This window comes from Planktothrix pseudagardhii (genome assembly GCF_904830925.1).
GTDB lineage: Bacteria > Cyanobacteriota > Cyanobacteriia > Cyanobacteriales > Microcoleaceae > Planktothrix > Planktothrix tepida.
Map to the genome: position 1 here is coordinate 3,019,404 of NZ_LR882967.1, position 17,321 is coordinate 3,036,724.

The following is a 17,321-nucleotide window of genomic DNA, read 5'->3' on the forward strand; positions in this document are numbered from 1 at the left end:
GAGGAGACAGCGACTATTTGGATAAATCAACAACTTGAAAAATTAGGAATCAATCTAAAAACTACCACTTAAACCATTTTAGAGTAGCAATGAAAGCAGTTAAAGTCATGGCAATCATTAATGATCAAGGACAACTAACCTTAGATCATCCTCTCCTAACAGATAAAAATAGTCGTGTAGAAGTTATTGTTCTAATTCCAGAACAGACAGATCTAAATGATAAATCTCAACAGGCGACAGACAGTAAAGAGGATGTCTAAACAACTCCTATAAATTGCTAAAATAGGAGTAGAACAAGGAATTGAAACCGATGAAGAGATAGCGACTATTTGGATCAATCAACAACTTAAACGATTAGGAGTCAACCTGCTATGATTGCTCAAACTGAGACAAAAACCTACACCCCTGAAGAATATTTAGAACTTGAAATTGCCTCAGAAACCCGCAATGAATATCGTAATGGAGAAATTATTCCGATGACTGGTGGAACACCCGACCATAACAAAATAAGCGGAAACCTCTACATTATTTTAACTCTTGCTCTGAGACGTAAACCCTATGAAACTTTCCATGTAGATCAACGCCTTTGGATTCCAACAGTTAGCCTCTATACCTATCCTGATGTAATGGTACTTCAAAAGCCCCTAGAACTGCAAATCGGACGCAAAGATACGGTATTAAATCCTTGCTTTATTGCGGAAGTTTTATCTAAATCCACCCAAAACTATGATCGCAGTGAAAAATTTGCTTCTTATCGTACCATTCCCACTTTCCAAGAATATCTGCTCATCGATCAATATCGAATTCATGTCGAACACTATGTTAAAACTGCTGTCAATCAATGGGTTTTTTCAGAATACGACGATCCCAATGTTACCCTATCCTTGAGTAACTTTGAAACGCAAATTTTAATCGCTGATCTCTATGAAGATATCGACTTTAATAATCAATATTAGAGAATTTAAACAACAGGGGACAGACAGTAAAGAGGATGTCTATAACAACTCCTCAAAATTTATAAAATAGGAGTATAACAAGCAATTGAAACAAATGAAGAGACAGCAACTATTTAGATCAATCAGCAACTTAAACGATTAGGAGTCAACCTGCTATGATTGCTCAAACTGAGACAAAAAACTACACCCCCGAAGAATATTTAGAACTTGAAATTGCCTCTGAAACCCGCAATGAATATCGTAATGGAGAAATTATCCCGATGACTGGTGGAACACCCGACCATAACGAAATTGCAGGAAACTTTTACACTTTGCTCAAATTTGCCTTAAAAGGTCAATCTTATCGTATTTTTATCACGGATCAACGCCTTTGGATTCCAGAGGTTAGCCTCTATACTTATCCTGATGTGATGGTACTTCAAAAGCCCTTAGAACTGCAAACTGGACGCAAAGATACGGTATTAAATCCTTGCTTTATTGCGGAAGTTCTATCTAAATCCACCCAAAACTATGATCGCATTGAAAAATTTGCTTCCTATCGCACCCTTCCCATTTTCCAAGAATATCTGCTCATCGATCAATATCGAATTCATGTCGAACATTATGTTAAAACTGCTGTCAATCAATGGATTTTTTCAGAATACGACGATCCCAATATTACCCTATCTTTTAGTAACTTTGAAACGCAAATTTTAATCGCCGATCTCTATGAAGATATCGATTTTAATAACCAATAATAGAAATTGGAATAATCCATCTTTTAAGATAGTTCACAATTGCTTTAAATTGCTAAAATTAGAGTATAAACAATGTAAACTCATCTATTTGTAGGGTGATTAAATGTTAAGTCAAGCACCCCACAAATTTACCTAAAACTTAAACCGCAACTTTTTGACCGAGTTTTTCAGAAGTGGCAATTACTTCTTGTCTTGCCCAACGATCTGCCTCTATAATATTTTCTAAAGTTGGATCTTGACGATTATCAATCCGATGGCGATCGCAAGTTAATTCAATCACACGAGGAATATCTAAAAACTCAATTTTTTCTTCTAAAAATAAAGCAACCGCCTGTTCATTAGCTGCATTTAAAACCGCAGGCATCGAACCCCCAGACCTTCCTGCCGCATAAGCTAAAGACATACAAGGATATTTTTTATCATCCGGTGCTTTAAAGGTTAAACTTCCCGCTTTTACTAAATCCAAACGTTCCCAATTTGTATAAATTCGTTCCGGCCAAGACATCGCATATAAAATCGGTAAACGCATATCCGGCCAACCCAATTGAGCTAACACAGACGTATCTTGTAATTCAATTAATGAGTGAATAATACTTTGAGGATGAATCACAATTTCAATATCATTATAATCCAATCCAAATAAGAAATGGGCTTCAATGACTTCTAAGCCTTTATTCATCATTGTTGCTGAATCAACGGTGATTTTTTTGCCCATTGACCAGTTAGGATGGGTAATCGCATCCGCCACTTTCACGTCTTTTAATTTCTCTACAGGCCAATCTCGAAATGCACCCCCAGAAGCGGTTAAAATAATTTTCCTTAATCCTCCTTTAGGTACTCCTTGTAAACATTGAAAAATTGCTGAATGTTCGGAGTCGGCGGGTAATAATTTAACCCCATGTTTTTCGATTAAAGGATTGACAACCGGCCCTCCAGCAATTAAAGTTTCTTTATTAGCCAGGGCGATATCTTTTCCGGCTTCAATGGCGGCAATGGTGGGTAATAATCCCGCACAACCGACAATTCCGGTGACAACGGCTTCCGAGTCTCCATAGCGAGCAACTTCGATGATTCCCTCCTCTCCCGCCAGCAAAATCGGCTGAGGATTGACATCGGCGATACGCGCTTTTAAATCGGGTAATTGGTCAGGATCTGAAATCGCAACAATTTGAGGGTGAAACGTGCGAATTTGTTGGGCTAACAGGTTGATATTGCGTCCGGCGGCGAGTCCGACAATCCGAAACTGTTCGGGAGATTCTGCTACAATGTCTAAGGTTTGAGTCCCGATGGAACCTGTAGAACCCAAAAGTGTAATTGCTTTCATCTTTTCTTAAGAAGTATTTGATATAACCATAGTACGATGCTTGATCCCCATTGCTGAACTCCGCTTCAAATCAAGTTTGAATCGCCGTCGATGAGTTAAAAGATTGAAGTTGTAATCAATATTCTACTGTTCAGAAGATTCACACTCAGGTAGACTAAATTTCGGTGTGAATCATGAATAAAATGCAAACCTACCCCGACCTTCCCGAACCTTCAACGTCAATTCAGACAAAGGGCTTATTTTCCCTTTCGATCTGGAAAATTATGGCGATTGGTACAATTATTCTGTTTTTGTATAGCAGTTTGCGTCATTTTTTATTTCAATCGACGGCTTATGATTTAGGAATTTATGATCAAATTATATACTTAATGAGCCAAGGAAGTCAACCTATTTCTTCCTTTTTAGGGTTCCATTTTTTAGGGGATCATGGGGCATTAGCCATTTATCCGTTAGTCTTTTTATACAAGCTATATCCAACGGTTTATTGGTTATTTTTAGTTCAGGCAATTTGCTTGGCTTCCGGGGCTGGAATTACTTGGAAATTAGCGCGTTCATCGGGATTAAATCAACAATTAGCGTTAGCGGTTGCCATTGCTTATTTACTGTATCCTGAAATTTTTAATATTAATTTATTTGATTTTCACCCTGATGTTTTAGCAGTTCCGGCAATTTTTGGGGCAATTTTAGCGGCTAAACAGAAAAAATTTATCTGGTTTATTCTAGCAATTCTTTGGATTTTAGCTTGTAAAGCGGTGTTTAGTTTAACCGTGATTGCTATTGGCTTTTGGTTAATCTTTTTTGAACAACGTCGTTTTTCTGGAATGATAGCCATTGCGTTAGGAATTGCTTGGTTTTTACTGGTGACTCAAGTTATGATTCCGTTTTATAGTGGTCAAGAAGCCGCCGGAGTCTCTCGCTATCCTTATTTAGGAAATTCAGTTTTAGAGGTTATTTTTAATACCCTTTTCAAACCTCAATTTGTTTTAGGAAAATTACTGTCTATCGAGACTTGGGTTTATTTCTTGGAATTTAGTATTGCAGTAATTTGGTGGTTAAACCCTCAAAAGTTTATCGCTTTAATTCCAGCCATTCCCACGTTATTACTGAATGTATTATCTATTGACCCCATGCAACGCAGTTTAATCTATCAATATTCCCTTCCGGCTTTACCTTTTTTATTCTTAGTAATGATTAGAACCTTAGCCGCAGAAAAGCCGGGACTGGGGAATAGTTTATGGAGTTTATGGAATAAATTTCAGAAGAATACCCCCCCTCAACCTCCCTTGTCCTCAGAGGAAATGAATATAAATTCTCCAACTTCTCACCCCCCTATAGCACAGGAGGAAGGTAAAAAGCCTTATTCTAATTTATTCACAATTCCCCATCAAAAACTCCCCCAATGGATTGTACTTTGGTCAAGTATAATCTTCTTATTATGGGGAGATCATACCCAAGTTTTAGGCTATTTTACTCGCATCGATAATTGGTCAGCCACCCGAAATGCCGTTACCCAAATCCAAACTAAAGGAGGCGTTTTAACTGATAACCGACTTGCACCCCATTTCACCCATCGAAAAACCATTAAATTACTCAATCAAGTGTCACCAGACTTTGATTTAAAAGAATTTGATTATGTGATTTTAAATTTACGCCATCCTTGGCCGGATACAAAAGATTTAGGGGAAAAATCTGTCACTCAATTGAAAGCAAAATCTAATTTTAAATTATCCTATGAAAAGGATGATGTGTTAGTGTTTAAGCGAATTTAATCGAATTACAAGAGGTAAAAAAAACTGGTTTTGGAGAACAATACCTTAAAGTCTTGTCCTCCATTTTACTTATTTCCTGCTATATTTATTCAGCCCAAACTGGAATTGTAAACCAAAAAGTTGCCCCTTGGTTAGGACTAGAAATTACCCCAATTTTACCGCCATGAGCGGTAATAATTTGCCGACACAGATATAAACCTAATCCTAACCCTTTAATTTTGCTGAGATGGTTTTCTCTTTGATAGAGGTCAAACAGAGTTTCAATATCTTCGCTATTAATTCCCACTCCATTATCAGAAACAGTACACCGAACGAAAGACGAATGATTTTCTGTTGAAATTACTTCGGCTGCAACCGTTAAAGTAATCCCTGGAGCGTTATATTTAATTGCATTAGAAAATAAATGTTCAAATATTCGTAAAAGTTGGTGAGAATCTGCTTGAACTAAAGGCAAATCTTGAGAAATATTACTTTTTAATAAAGCTTGATTTTTACTAATAATCGGTTGCCAATCTCCTACTAAAGTCTGAATGAAAGTATAGATAGAGAGCGGTTTACACTCTAAAGAAATCCCTTGAATTTCGATATCCGTTGTTTCCACTAAAGAATTAATCAAGGTTAATTGGCGATCGCAACTATTCACCATCCGTGCTATAATATCTCTAGGAACAATAATACCCGATGAATCTGACACTAAATTTTTGGTCAGTAAACTTTTTAATCCTTTCAAGATTATTGTCATCGGATTTTTTAAATCCTGGGATATGGCATGAATCAACAAGCTTAATTTAGATTCTATATTTTGACGGTGTTGAATTTCCTGTTTTAACTGTTCATTTTGTGCTTGTAGTTGTTTTTGTTGTTGACGAATCATCAATTGAGTTTTCACCCGAACTAACACTTCCTGAACATGAAAAGGTTTACTAATATAATCCACTCCCCCCACATCAAACGCTAACACTTTATCTAAAGGATCATTTAAAGCACTCAGAAATATAATGGGAATATCCTGATAATTAACAGACTCTTTCAGAAATTTTGCAACTTCATAACCATTCATTTCTGGCATCATAATATCTAATAAAATCAAATCAGGAAGAATCGCTTCTACCGCTTGAATAGCGCGTTTTCCATTCATGGCTTTGCGAACTTTATAGCCTTGTTCTAATAACATGGAAGATAACAAACGTAAATTATCGGGGGTATCATCCACGATTAAAATATCTACAGGTTGAGCATGAGAAGAATCAGAAGAATGAGTCATAACTTTAAAAAAAATTAAATTACAAGTTTTGTGATATCACTAATGGTATCTAATCGAAATTCATCTACTAATAATGTCAGAATTTCTGCTAGTTCTACTTGAGAATCAGGAATTTGTTGAATTAACTCACTAACCCAGCTATCATCTCCACTTACCGCCGCCTGATGCAATTGTTGAACCCATGCTAACGGCATTTTCTGAAAGATTTCTGGCGTTAAGGATTGAATTGAGTTGAGTGATGGGGAATCCTGGGGACTTTCGTTTTCATAGATATATTGAATTCCCAAATATTGAGCCATTTTATCAAACAATTCCGCCTCTTGAAAAGGTTTTCTGACAATATCATCACATCCGGCTTCCAAAATAATATGTTCTTCATCTTGTAACGCACTCGCAGTTAAAGCAATAATCACCGTATTTTTTCCTTGGTGTCTTTGTTTAATCTGACGAGTTGCTGTATATCCATCCATTACAGGCATTCGCATATCCATCCAAATTAACTGTGGTTGATATTGTTCCCAAACTTGAATCGCTTCTAACCCATTTCCAGCTTCAAAAACTTCAAATCCAACGGAATTTAATAACCGTTTGACTAATAACCGATTTTCAACAACTTCATCAACAACTAATATTTTATAGTCAGGTTGATTCGGTAATAAACCGATAACTTTCCCTAGAGTGTGCTGGTGTGAACTTTCAGAAAATTCTGCCTGAGTTGTTAATATTGTAAATTGAAAAATACTCCCTACCCCAAATTGACTACTAACGGTAATATCTCCTCCCATCATCTGCACAAACTTTCGACTAATTGCCAACCCTAACCCTGTGCCTTGTTGGGATTTTTGGCCTGATTCCGTTTGCACAAAAGCATCAAATAAATCCTGAAGCTCTTCGGGTTTAATTCCCATTCCAGTATCTTCTACTTCAAAACTTAGATACAGTTTATTGTTGCTGTTTTCTCCAGGTAAATGTTCCTGAAAGGGTAAAGGTTTCACCCGCAATATGACTTGACCTTTTTCTGTAAATTTAATCGCATTCCCCAATAAATTAATTAACACTTGACGTAATTTCTTCTCATCACTAATAATATATCGAGGAACCTCCTCGCCATATTGAACGATAAACTGAAGTCCCTGAGAAGTCGCTCTAATTTTTAACATTCCTTCTAAGGTATCCAAGAATTGATAAAGATCAAAACTTTGTTCAGTTAATATAGTTTTTCCCGCTTCTATTTTGGATAAATCTAAAATATCGTTAATCAGTTCTAATAAATGTTCACCACTGCGATTAATAATCTTTAACTCTTGAGAACCTTGGGAAAAAGTGGGGTTACGCGACATCAATTGACTAAACCCTAAAATAGCATTTAATGGCGTTCTTAACTCATGACTCATATTCGCTAAAAAGGTACTTTTAGCACGATTAGCTGCATCTGCGGCTTGTTTCGCTTCTTCTAATTCATGGGTTCGTTCCGCAACTTTCTGCTCTAAACTTTTTGAATATTCTTCTAATTTATGATAAGATTGTTTTAACTGAATTCGCATTTGATTAAACGCTTGTGCTAACCGTCTTAATTCATAAATGGGTTTATGCTGAACAGGTGTTCCCCAATTTCCTTTAGATAACCCATCCGCCGCTTGACTGAGTTCAAAAATAGGTTGACTCACCCAACGACTGGTAATAATTCCTAAAATAATAGCCAGTCCTAACGCTCCTAAACATAATAAAATAGTAATACGGTTATTCTCATGGATATGTTCCATAAAATCCGATTCAGGAATCACCACAACAACGAACCAGTTTAAACCATACTGATCTTTGTAGGGAAGAACTTGTAGAAAATGTTTTTGTCCATTCCAAGTAAATTCTAATTGTTGTAATGTTTGAATTTGGTTAAATTGATGAAAATTTTGAATTAAATATTTCACCGTTGATTGAGTTAAACCATTAGAACTTTCAATCGCTTTTAAGGGTTTTGCGATTTGATTTTCTTCCGATTTAATATAGGGTTTTTCTTCCGTAGAAGTGGCTACTAATTGTCCTGAATCATCTACAATAAAAGTCTGAGCAGTAGGACTAATTTTAATATTATGTAAAAAATCGCTGATTAATTCTAATAGTAAATCAACCGCCATTAATCCTTTAAAATCACCCGTTTGATCATAAATAGGGGTAGCCAAAGTAATTCCTACATCCCCTCTGGAAAAGGTATAAACACCACTCCATTTTGTTTGGTTCGCTTGCATCGCTTGTTGATACCAAGGTCGAGTTTTAGCATCATAAAGATCAGTAGCAATCCGTTGAGTTCGATTTCCATTTTCATCTAATTGATAAATAGCTCGTTTGGGAAAATTTTCACTAATTAAGGCAAGAAATCCTTGAGAAGAATTGTGATTAACTAAAACAATTTCTCCTTGAGGATTAGCAAAATAAATCCCTTGAATAGATTTTAATAATTGAATTTGTTTAAAAAATCGTTGCTCTAAAAGTTGGGAGTTGTTTATATTTAAAATTCCCAGTTGCACCGCTTCTACATTAATTTGATTTAAAAAATAAGGTTTAGCTAAATAATTATCCAAACGTTCTTGAATCCGATTTGCAATTTCTTGTTGTAACTGCGTGACTAAATCATTAATTGCTTTTTGTCCATTCCGATAGGATAAATACCCCGTTAATCCAACAGCAACAATCATTTGAAGCAGAAACGGAATAATTAAAACTGTTCGTAATCTTAAGTTCCCAGATAGATGCCTGATAGAATGATTAAAAGGGTTCATGGTTAGCCCTCAAGGGAAATTGCCCTGATAATATCATGTTATTGGCAAGGAATCTCAATGATAAATTCTGTTCCTTGTCCTTCCTGACTCTTAAATTCCAACTTCCCGCCATGACCTTTAACAATCACTTGATAGCAGATAGCGAGTCCCATTCCTGTCCCTTGACCTACAGGTTTTGTTGTAAAAAAGGGATCAAAAATTCGAGATTTAATGTCATCGGGAATTCCTAAGCCATTATCCTGAATAATAATTTGGATAAAATCGGAGTTTTTATTAGCAATTTTAATCGTAATTTTTCCATCTTTCCCTCGCTCTTTAACGGCATAAATGGCATTATTTAAAATTTGAAAAAACACTTGATTAATTTGACCCGCAAAACAATTGATTTTAGGAATTTTTTCGTAGTGTTTCTGGACACTAATTTGATTCATTTTATGTTCTAATAAACTTAGACTGGTTTCTAACCCTTCTGTTAAATCAACAAATTTCCATTCCGATTCATCCAAATGGGCAAAATCTTTTAAACGATTAACAATGGAGCGAATTCGCACACTGCCTTGTTCCATAGAATCAATTAAATGGGGAAAGTCTTCTCGAATAAAATCTAATTCGATTTCTTCACTAATTTGACTGAAAAACTCTGCCATTTCAGGACTAAATTCTCGACATTGATTTAAAGCATTTACCAAATTATCAACATACCCTCTGGCATGGGAAATATTAGCATAAATAAAGTTATTAGGATTATTAATTTCATGGGCAACTCCCGCTACCATTTGACCTAAACTTGATAGCTTTTCACTTTGAATCAGTTGCATCTGGGCATTTTTGAGTTCTTCTAAGGTCGCTTGTAACTGTTGAGTTTGAAGTTTATATTGCCAAGCGGTTTCTTGAACTTTGGTATACAGTTGTGCTTGTTTAATAGCAATTGCTAATTGATCTGCAAGTTGTTGTAATCCTTCAATTTCCCAGGATTTCCAATACCGAGGATGACTACATTCATGAGCAATTAATAATCCCCAAAGTTGATTATTAGATTGATTTTGTTCAGTTTCTCCTCCCATTAATATCGGGACAACTAAATTCGCTCGGACTTGTAACGCAGCTAAAAAATTTACATGACAGGGATCTAAATCCGATTGATGAATATCATTAATTGCCCGAACTCGTCCATTTTTATAGAGGTTTCCATGTTGTTCAGGAAAACAATTATCTGTGATTTTATCCCCAAAAATTGACGGCCAAGGCACTCGATAATCCTCAACTTTAATTTCTCCTTGCCAACCGTCTATAAACTGATAAATTACGACTCGATCTGTATTCAAAACCTGCCGAACCCCTTGAACAGCCGTTTTTAAAATGGTATTTAATTCTAAACTACTGCGAATTTGATTAATCACTAACCGTAATAACGCTTCTTGTTCCGCTTTACAGCGAGTTTCTTGATATAATTGAGCATGATGAATGGCGATCGCTAAAGGAGATGCAATTCCATCTAACAGTTGAATTTCCCAATCTTGCCATTCCCGTTCTCGATCACATTGCTGAAGTCCAATAATCCCTTGAACTTCCCCTTGATAACGAACAGCAATGGCTAACATGGATTGAATTTCTAACTGATCAATTAAAGCTTTTGTTGTTTCTCCTAAACCCGGAAAGTCTTGAAATTTTGTCACCGCCAAAGGTTGCAATTGAGACAATAAAACCTGTAAATGCCGATTATCATTGACGCTGAGTTTAATTCCCAGTTGACTCGAATATTCCCCCGAATTATATTCACCTCGCGTCATAAATTCCTGCTCAGAGTTAGATTCTTTGACTAAAACACTCACCCGACTACATTTTATAATTTGACCCAGTTGTTGACAGGCAGAACTTAAAACTTTATCTAAATCTAAGGTACTAATAATTTCTTTATTAATCTGATTAAGTAGATCATAAAATTGAATCTGATGTTGATCTATATCGTCTTGCGATAAGGCAATCGAAGCAAGTTTTTCAGATTCACAATAGCTGAACATAGAGTTTTTGGGCCATGAACAGTAAGGAGCATCTAAATGAAGTATAGACATAGGAATGTACCCCATAAAAATTAAACTTTGATTTCCAATTTTTTAAGTTAAAATGAAGAAAAAATATCAGGTTAAAGGGGTTGATATTAAGAGATTAATCATCCGGGCGATCATCAGATTTTCGTCTTCACCGGAAACAGATCAGGTTTGAAGATGCACCCTCAACCCCAAAGGTTCTGTAAAGATATCTTAAGATATTGTTACATAAAAAAAAACTATTTCTTAAGATAGATGCGTCAATTCTCTTCATCCTCGATAGTCAGTGAACAGCCTTGGTTTGGATTAATGCTGGGAAATTCCCGCCGACATTGGGCTAAACTAGCGGGTACAACCGTATTAGAAGCTTGGGATCAGGAAAATACGGAGCAACCCCCAACCTTCACAGACAATCTGCCCTTACTGGTGGCCTCTGTGGTTTCCGAACCAACTGAATATGGGGCAACATCCCCCCAGGTGCGAGCGTTAACCTTGGCAGACGTTCCCCTGAAGGAGATGTATTCAACTTTAGGCATTGATCGAGCCTTAGCCGTTTTCGGAGGCGGAACCTGCTATGGATGGCCAATTTTAGTGATTGATGCCGGAACAGCCCTGACTTTAACCGGAGCAGATGCCCAGCAACGGTTAGTCGGCGGCGCGATTTTGCCCGGTTTAGGTCTGCAACAATCTTCCTTAGCCCAAAGAACGGCCACGTTACCAACGATTGAATTTTCCCAAAATCTACCCCAACGCTGGGCAACCGACACCCCAGAAGCCATTCAGAGTGGAATTATTTATACGCTATTGGCGGGAATGCACGATTTTATCAAAGCATGGCAAACAGAATATCCTAATAGTGTTGTTATTCTCACAGGAGGGGATCGCACCCTATTACACCGTTACTTTACCAAGCAGTTTCCTGATAGGAAGACTCATCTTTTGGTTGATCCTCATCTAATATTTCGGGGGATGGCGGCTCTGAAAACTGAACATGGGTGGTAATAAACGTTCTAATCGATTGAGCAATCACTTCTGGCATTTGTACGGGTAAATTCGGTTGTCCGCCCTCAATAATTTGACATTGAGCCATCGGTGTAATTTCGGAATAGGTTTTACTGTGTTGATCAGCAATGGCAGTATCTTCATTTCCTTGTAAAACCAAAGTCGGCAACCTTAACTCATGGAGACGTTGATTCAGCATTTCCCCGTGAATTTCCGCCCACCGACGCTGATATAACAATTTATTCGCAACGGGCCACTGCAACATCATCTGGCGTTGGTTTAACTCAGCCTTAATTTTTTTTCCTTTTCCAAATAGACACGCTAAGGGATAAATCAGTTTTAAAAACCAAACCAAGGGGGAAAAATTAGCCGCTAATTGTCGGATTCGTCCCCATTCTTTTTTATAGTTGGGAAATTCCACTCCCTCCGGGGCAATCACCACTAAGCCTTTGACAGCATCGGGATATTCTAAAGCATAACGAGTGGCAATCCATCCGCCCAAACCGTGACCCACTAAACAAAATTCCTTCAGTTTCAGGGATTTAATTTGTTCGGCTAAACACTCCACTTCCAAACTAATAGAAGGGTGAATTTTCGTAAAAGATCGAGATTCTCCGCATCCCAAAACATCCGGTGCAACACAATGATATTCAACACTTAAATGCTGCATTAACGGAATCCATTGACTACTATCAGCCCAAGACCCATGCAGAAAAATAATCGTAGGGCCATAGCCTGCTTCACGCCAAAAAATCTGGCCTTGGGGAATTTGAACCCGGAAATGATGGAATAATTGATACATCCTAATTATTAATACAGTGGACAAACCTTAAGCTAACGTCGTCAGACCGTTTAAATAGTCCTGAAGATGACGTTCACAGTCATGACTGAAATCCGTGGGGAGGGATGTGACATCAAAGGCTTTAACCTCCGTAATTTCATGGATGTCCTGAACTTGACAGTTTCCTTGAACATCCGCTTCCACAACCACACAGATAGAATGAATTCGAGGATCTCGATCTGGCGACGAATATACACCCACTAAACGTCGAATTTTCACTAATTCTAACCCAGTTTCTTCAGCCAATTCCCGTTGAATTGTAGTTGAGATTTCTTCGCCCCAGTCTACCATGCCTCCCGGTAAAGCCCATTTGCCATTATCTCGACGTCGCACCAATACAATTTGGCCATTAGGCAGAATGGGAATAATACTGGTTCCAGGGACGGGATGACGAAAAATAATCCCTAATACCGTTTGTCCAAAATTCCAAAACTGTTTCGCCCGTGATAAAACCAAAGTGCCTTCCTTCTCCTCTGATTAGACAACTCTCAACCCTTTATAGCTAGATCTTCACAGTTTTACATTCTTGGGACTTTGCCTCCTATCCGTAAAAAAATTGGATTCAAACGACGCTATGACGACACACACCCATGAATTATCTAAAATAATCATATTATTTCCTGGGTATCTTCCTTAACATTCTCCCTATCCAGGAAGCGGATTCATACTTTTGCCAGTTTCAGCAGAGGTTTTAAATGATTACGACCTCAGTACAGATTGCTAGGACAACGGCTAAAACGATTAGCATATCAACTGAGCCTAAAAAGAACAAGGTTGAATAATGGCTTTTTTGAGAAGTTTTTTATAATCTTGATTTTTAATAATATAAGAGCCAAATCGTTCTAAATGGGGATTATTCATTTGAGCATCAAAGAGAATAAATTTTCTTTCAATTAATCGTTCTACTAATTTAACCATTGCCACCTTAGAACCATCAGGAATATTAAAAAACATCGATTCTCCAATAAACGCTCCCCCAATCACAATACCTAATATTCCTCCGGCTAACTCACCTTCTTTCCACGTTTCAAAACTATAGGCAAATCCGGCTTTATTTAAGGCGTGATAAATTTGCTTTAATTCCGAGGATATCCACGTTTCTTCCCGATTAGCGCACCCTTCCACAACAGCGTTAAAATCTTGATTAATCGCAACCGTAAACCGATTTTGATTCAAAACCCGTTGCAAAGAACGCGGATAACGAAATTGTTCATTCAGGGGAATCAGCGCCCGTTCTCGACTAGAATACCATCCCAGGCTATCTTCCCCGTCATTTGCCATCAAAAAGTATCCTTGTGCATACCCTTGGATAATGGCGCTAACATCATATTGCATAGGTGACAAACTTTGCTATGATTTGAATACGATATTAACGGCTATTACCTCATCTATGCTAAATCTTAATTCATCCTTTATGTTGGAAAGTACCTTAACGAAACTCCTCAACAAAACCGAGAAAACTTGGGGTTATCTGCAAGTCTATCAACGGGGGGAATTTTACTATCTCAGTATTCCCGGACATGGGGAAGATATTCTTAAATTTAAAGGAAATGATTCCACCTATTCTTATCAATTATATTGGTATAAACGTCCGAATCCGTCCGTCTTTGTCGAAGCCAAAACTCAAAAAACCTATAGAAAAGAAACGAGAACTTATGATAAAGCTAAAAGCTTTCAAGTTTGTTTTAAACGAGAAGCGAATTCTATAGAGTCTGCCATTAATCGACTATTTGCTGAATTAGTTAAAACTAAAATTTCTGAAGAATACACCGGAAAAGACTCTCCTATTATCACCCTGGTTCAAGACTAGAATCCTTCAATTTTATCGTCAACTGTCAACTATCAACTTTCAAGCCTATATGAATGAACCGATTACCCCCATTACCTTACCCCCTAGTGAAAATCTGCAACAGGAAGGAGAATGGTTAAAACAAACCTTACACACTTGGTTAGATGAACAATTTATCCCCGAAGCTGTCAATGAAACCATAGCAGAACGCGCCGCTAAAATTTATATGCGTCAACGCATGGAAGGGGAAAATGATGTCGGTTCTTTAGTCATTGCGATTGTTACCGAAATGGAATCCTTTGATTTTTCAAAAAGCTTTTTTGGGGAATTTGCGATTGCTAATGCCGTTAGTGATTTGTTATTAGATAGTTTAGGAATTGAGCGCTGCTGTGGACGGGAACGATTCGTACACCAACCGTTATCAGGGCGAGAAGACCCCGCCCCAAAAACGGATGAGGAATAGTCTGTTACCAACTGGACTTGACAACGCCCGGTAATAACCCTTGGTGCGCCATTTCGCGGATGACGTTGCGAGATAATCCAAAATCCCGATAATAGCCTCTAGGACGTCCGGTTAACCAGCAACGGTTACGCACCCGGGTTTTAGAACTATTGCGAGGTAATTGTTGAATTTTGCGGTGAATTTCCATTTTTTCCAGTTGAGATTCTGCTTGCTCAAACTGTTCTTTTAGTTCAGCGCGTTTTTCAGCATATTTCTCTACTAATTTTTTGCGCTTTTTATCGCGCTCAATCATGCTTTTCTTAGCCATATTAAGGCTGTCTTCCTCCTAAATGATTATTTATGCTTTAGCCTAGACGTTTTTCTGCGTTGGGGACGGTTGCCCCTTGAACAGATGGGCATAAATCAGACAATTTACAATTATAACACGCTGGACTCCTCGCTGTACAGATAGCGCGACCGTGATAAATTAAGCGAATTGACCAATTTTCCCAGTCTTCTTGGGAAATCAACTCCATCAAATCCCGTTCTATCCGAATGGGGTCAGTATGGGTTGTCAGTCCTAACCGTTGACTTAGGCGTTTGACATGGGTATCCACCGTGACCCCCATATTAATCCCATAGCCATGGGCTAACACCACATTAGCCGTTTTTCGAGCCACTCCAGGGAGTTCTAACAACTGTTCCATCAGTTTTGGAGGTTGTCCCCCGTATTTTTCGGCTATCAGTTGACAGGCTGCTTTAATATGGCGAGCTTTATTGCGATAGAACCCCGTTGACCGGACTAAGGTTTCCAGTTCTGTCAGGTCGGCTTTCCCTAAACTTTCGGCGTCAGGAAATCGAGCAAATAAAGCTGGAGTCACTTGATTGACTCGTTCATCTGTACATTGGGCTGATAGAATTGTTGCCACTAATAATTGCACTGGAGTTTGATAATTTAAACTACAAGTTGCATCAGGATAGAGGCGTTTGAGTCGCAATAAAATTTCTAAAGCCCGTTGTTTTGTTCCCCGCTTTTTCTGAGTTACCATGTTGATTGTTTACTGGGGAAAGAGCGATCGCACCCAACTTAAATCGGCTAAATTAACGGTATCTCGAATAATCAAGAAAACCCCTAATCCCAACAACAGCATTAACCCCGTTTGCATCACACTTTCTTGGACTTTATCGGGTAAGGGTTTCCCGCGCAACGCTTCAATTAATAAAAAGGCTAATTGACCCCCATCTAAAGCCGGAAGGGGGAGAATATTAATGAACGCTAAGTTAATACTAATTAACGCTGCAAATTGAAACAAATTTCCCGCATCTGAACGGGCAATATCCGCCCCAATTGCCACAATTCCTACAGGGCCAGATAACTGTTCTGCGGTTTCACTAAAGTTACTAATCAGTTGACCAAAACCGGATACGGTTAAATTAATAATCCGTTGAAATTCCGTTGCTCCTTCGATAAACGCTTGAATAGGGTTTGCAGCCCGATGACGAACGACAGTTCCATTAGACGTTAACTGGACTCCAATGCGACCTTTCCCATCATTTCCCGGTTCAGGAACGACTTTGACAGATACAATTTGATCCTGTCGTTTAATCTCCATAGATAAGGGTTGATTCGGATTATTTTGAATCACATTAATTAAGGTTTTAATGGAAGTTTCCGAAGCCCCTAAATCCTGACCGTCTACAGCCAAAATAATATCTTTTGATTCAATTCCGGCTCGGTTAGCCGCAGAGTTGACATCTTGAGCGACTTCGGCAACTTTCACACCCGGTTCATAATTAAAACTCGGAACCCCAATAATCCCAATTTGAGTCACTAATAGAAAATAAGCAAAAATTAAATTAGCAATCACCCCCGCACTAATCACAATTGCCCGATCTAAAACGGGACGATTACTCAATAAATTGGGGTCATCTTTAGGAATGGTACTCTCAGGATCTTCATCAGGAAATCCTACATATCCTCCTAAGGGAAGACCTCGAATAGCGTACTCGGTTTCGGGGCCTTGATATTTCCACAATATCGGGCCAAAACCAATGGAAAACCGATTAACATGAATATTTTGGAAACGAGCGGCTAAAAAATGCCCCAATTCATGAACGACAATTAACACTGCAAGAACTGCGATCGCTGCCAATACTGACATGAATAAGTCCCGTAAAACGACATAAGAGCGGTTCTAACTATTCTAATATCAGTTGCTGAAGGTTGACCGCTTTGCACTGAGCTTGCTGAAGTATCGAAGTGTTGACCGTTGACATCCGGTTATTCAACAATCGGTTTTAACCGTATTATGATCAGACAGGAGTAATTCAACGATTGACCTCAAACCCCATCTTCAGTCAACACTCAACAG

Annotated in this window: 16 protein-coding genes and 1 pseudogene; 7 read left to right on the forward strand and 10 right to left on the reverse strand. The window is 38.1% G+C overall.

Going from position 1 to position 17,321, the window contains the following annotated elements; translation table 11 throughout:
• Positions 1–89: 89 nt before the first annotated feature.
• From NMK36_RS12740 to NMK36_RS12750, 3 genes are all read left to right on the forward strand, one after another.
• Positions 90–260: a hypothetical protein gene (locus tag NMK36_RS12740; RefSeq protein WP_186440443.1), complete on the forward strand. Its 171-nt coding sequence runs from the start codon at positions 90–92 to the stop codon at positions 258–260.
• 111 nt (positions 261–371) lie between these two features.
• Entirely contained in the window at positions 372–956 is a 585-nt protein-coding gene (locus NMK36_RS12745; RefSeq protein WP_254173887.1) for a Uma2 family endonuclease, read from the forward strand.
• 155 nt (positions 957–1,111) lie between these two features.
• The gene (locus NMK36_RS12750) at positions 1,112–1,693 is read left to right on the forward strand and encodes a Uma2 family endonuclease (protein WP_254173888.1); all 582 of its coding nucleotides are present in this window, start codon (positions 1,112–1,114) and stop codon (positions 1,691–1,693) included.
• Positions 1,694–1,832: 139 nt separating this feature from the next.
• On the opposite strand, the gene NMK36_RS12755 is transcribed toward NMK36_RS12750, so the two are convergent.
• On the reverse strand, positions 1,833–3,017 hold the full coding sequence (locus NMK36_RS12755) for a 1-deoxy-D-xylulose-5-phosphate reductoisomerase (RefSeq protein WP_254173889.1): 1,185 nt from the start codon (positions 3,015–3,017) through the stop codon (positions 1,833–1,835).
• Positions 3,018–3,190: 173 nt separating this feature from the next.
• Here NMK36_RS12755 and NMK36_RS12760 point away from each other — a divergent pair, with 173 nt between their 5' ends.
• Positions 3,191–4,786, forward strand: coding sequence for a DUF2079 domain-containing protein (locus NMK36_RS12760; RefSeq protein WP_245824343.1), 1,596 nt, complete (start codon positions 3,191–3,193; stop codon positions 4,784–4,786).
• An 85-nt stretch (positions 4,787–4,871) separates the two neighbouring features.
• Here NMK36_RS12760 and NMK36_RS12765 read toward each other — a convergent pair whose 3' ends face one another.
• Genes NMK36_RS12765 through NMK36_RS12775 form a run of 3 tightly spaced genes read right to left on the reverse strand, consistent with a single transcriptional unit; the run spans position 4,872 to position 10,899 of the window.
• Entirely contained in the window at positions 4,872–6,050 is a 1,179-nt protein-coding gene (locus tag NMK36_RS12765) for a hybrid sensor histidine kinase/response regulator (RefSeq protein ID WP_254173890.1), read from the reverse strand.
• A gap of 14 nt (positions 6,051–6,064) precedes the next feature.
• The gene (locus NMK36_RS12770) at positions 6,065–8,827 is read right to left on the reverse strand and encodes a hybrid sensor histidine kinase/response regulator (RefSeq protein ID WP_254173891.1); all 2,763 of its coding nucleotides are present in this window, start codon (positions 8,825–8,827) and stop codon (positions 6,065–6,067) included.
• 38 nt (positions 8,828–8,865) lie between these two features.
• Positions 8,866–10,899 carry a GAF domain-containing protein gene (locus NMK36_RS12775; RefSeq protein ID WP_254173892.1) on the reverse strand — a complete coding sequence of 678 codons (2,034 nt, stop codon included), beginning with the start codon at positions 10,897–10,899 and terminating at the stop codon, positions 8,866–8,868.
• A gap of 231 nt (positions 10,900–11,130) precedes the next feature.
• On the opposite strand from NMK36_RS12775, the gene NMK36_RS12780 reads away from it, so the two are divergent.
• The gene (locus NMK36_RS12780; RefSeq protein WP_254173893.1) at positions 11,131–11,877 is read left to right on the forward strand and encodes a pantothenate kinase; all 747 of its coding nucleotides are present in this window, start codon (positions 11,131–11,133) and stop codon (positions 11,875–11,877) included.
• On the opposite strand, the gene NMK36_RS12785 is transcribed toward NMK36_RS12780, so the two are convergent.
• The 3 genes from NMK36_RS12785 to aat all read right to left on the reverse strand — a co-directional run bounded on the left by NMK36_RS12785 (position 11,780) and on the right by aat (position 14,053).
• Positions 11,780–12,679 (reverse strand): alpha/beta fold hydrolase, encoded by a 900-nt coding sequence (locus tag NMK36_RS12785; RefSeq protein WP_190524929.1) that lies wholly within the window; start codon positions 12,677–12,679, stop codon positions 11,780–11,782. The genes NMK36_RS12780 and NMK36_RS12785 overlap by 98 nt on opposite strands.
• Positions 12,680–12,706: 27 nt before the next feature.
• Positions 12,707–13,174 (reverse strand): NUDIX domain-containing protein, encoded by a 468-nt coding sequence (locus tag NMK36_RS12790; protein WP_190524927.1) that lies wholly within the window; start codon positions 13,172–13,174, stop codon positions 12,707–12,709.
• 303 nt (positions 13,175–13,477) lie between these two features.
• Positions 13,478–14,053, reverse strand: coding sequence for a leucyl/phenylalanyl-tRNA--protein transferase (gene aat / locus NMK36_RS12795; RefSeq protein ID WP_190524925.1), 576 nt, complete (start codon positions 14,051–14,053; stop codon positions 13,478–13,480).
• A gap of 55 nt (positions 14,054–14,108) precedes the next feature.
• Here aat and NMK36_RS12800 point away from each other — a divergent pair, with 55 nt between their 5' ends.
• Together NMK36_RS12800 and NMK36_RS12805 are read left to right on the forward strand one after the other, a co-directional pair.
• Complete coding sequence (locus NMK36_RS12800; protein WP_254173894.1) at positions 14,109–14,528, forward strand: hypothetical protein; 420 nt, start codon at positions 14,109–14,111, stop codon at positions 14,526–14,528.
• A 49-nt stretch (positions 14,529–14,577) separates the two neighbouring features.
• A pseudogene (locus NMK36_RS12805) lies at positions 14,578–14,904 on the forward strand (hypothetical protein); the annotation flags it as partial.
• A gap of 70 nt (positions 14,905–14,974) precedes the next feature.
• Here NMK36_RS12805 and rpsN read toward each other — a convergent pair.
• From rpsN to rseP, 3 genes are read right to left on the reverse strand one after another with little or no spacing between them, the layout of a single operon-like run.
• Positions 14,975–15,277, reverse strand: a complete 303-nt coding sequence (gene rpsN, locus NMK36_RS12810) for a 30S ribosomal protein S14 (RefSeq protein ID WP_072721335.1) — start codon at positions 15,275–15,277, stop codon at positions 14,975–14,977.
• Between the two features lie 37 nt (positions 15,278–15,314).
• Positions 15,315–15,998 (reverse strand): endonuclease III, encoded by a 684-nt coding sequence (nth, locus tag NMK36_RS12815; RefSeq protein WP_072721333.1) that lies wholly within the window; start codon positions 15,996–15,998, stop codon positions 15,315–15,317.
• Between the two features lie 9 nt (positions 15,999–16,007).
• Complete coding sequence (rseP, locus tag NMK36_RS12820) at positions 16,008–17,111, reverse strand: RIP metalloprotease RseP (RefSeq protein WP_072721331.1); 1,104 nt, start codon at positions 17,109–17,111, stop codon at positions 16,008–16,010.
• Between the last annotated feature and the right edge of the window lie 210 nt (positions 17,112–17,321).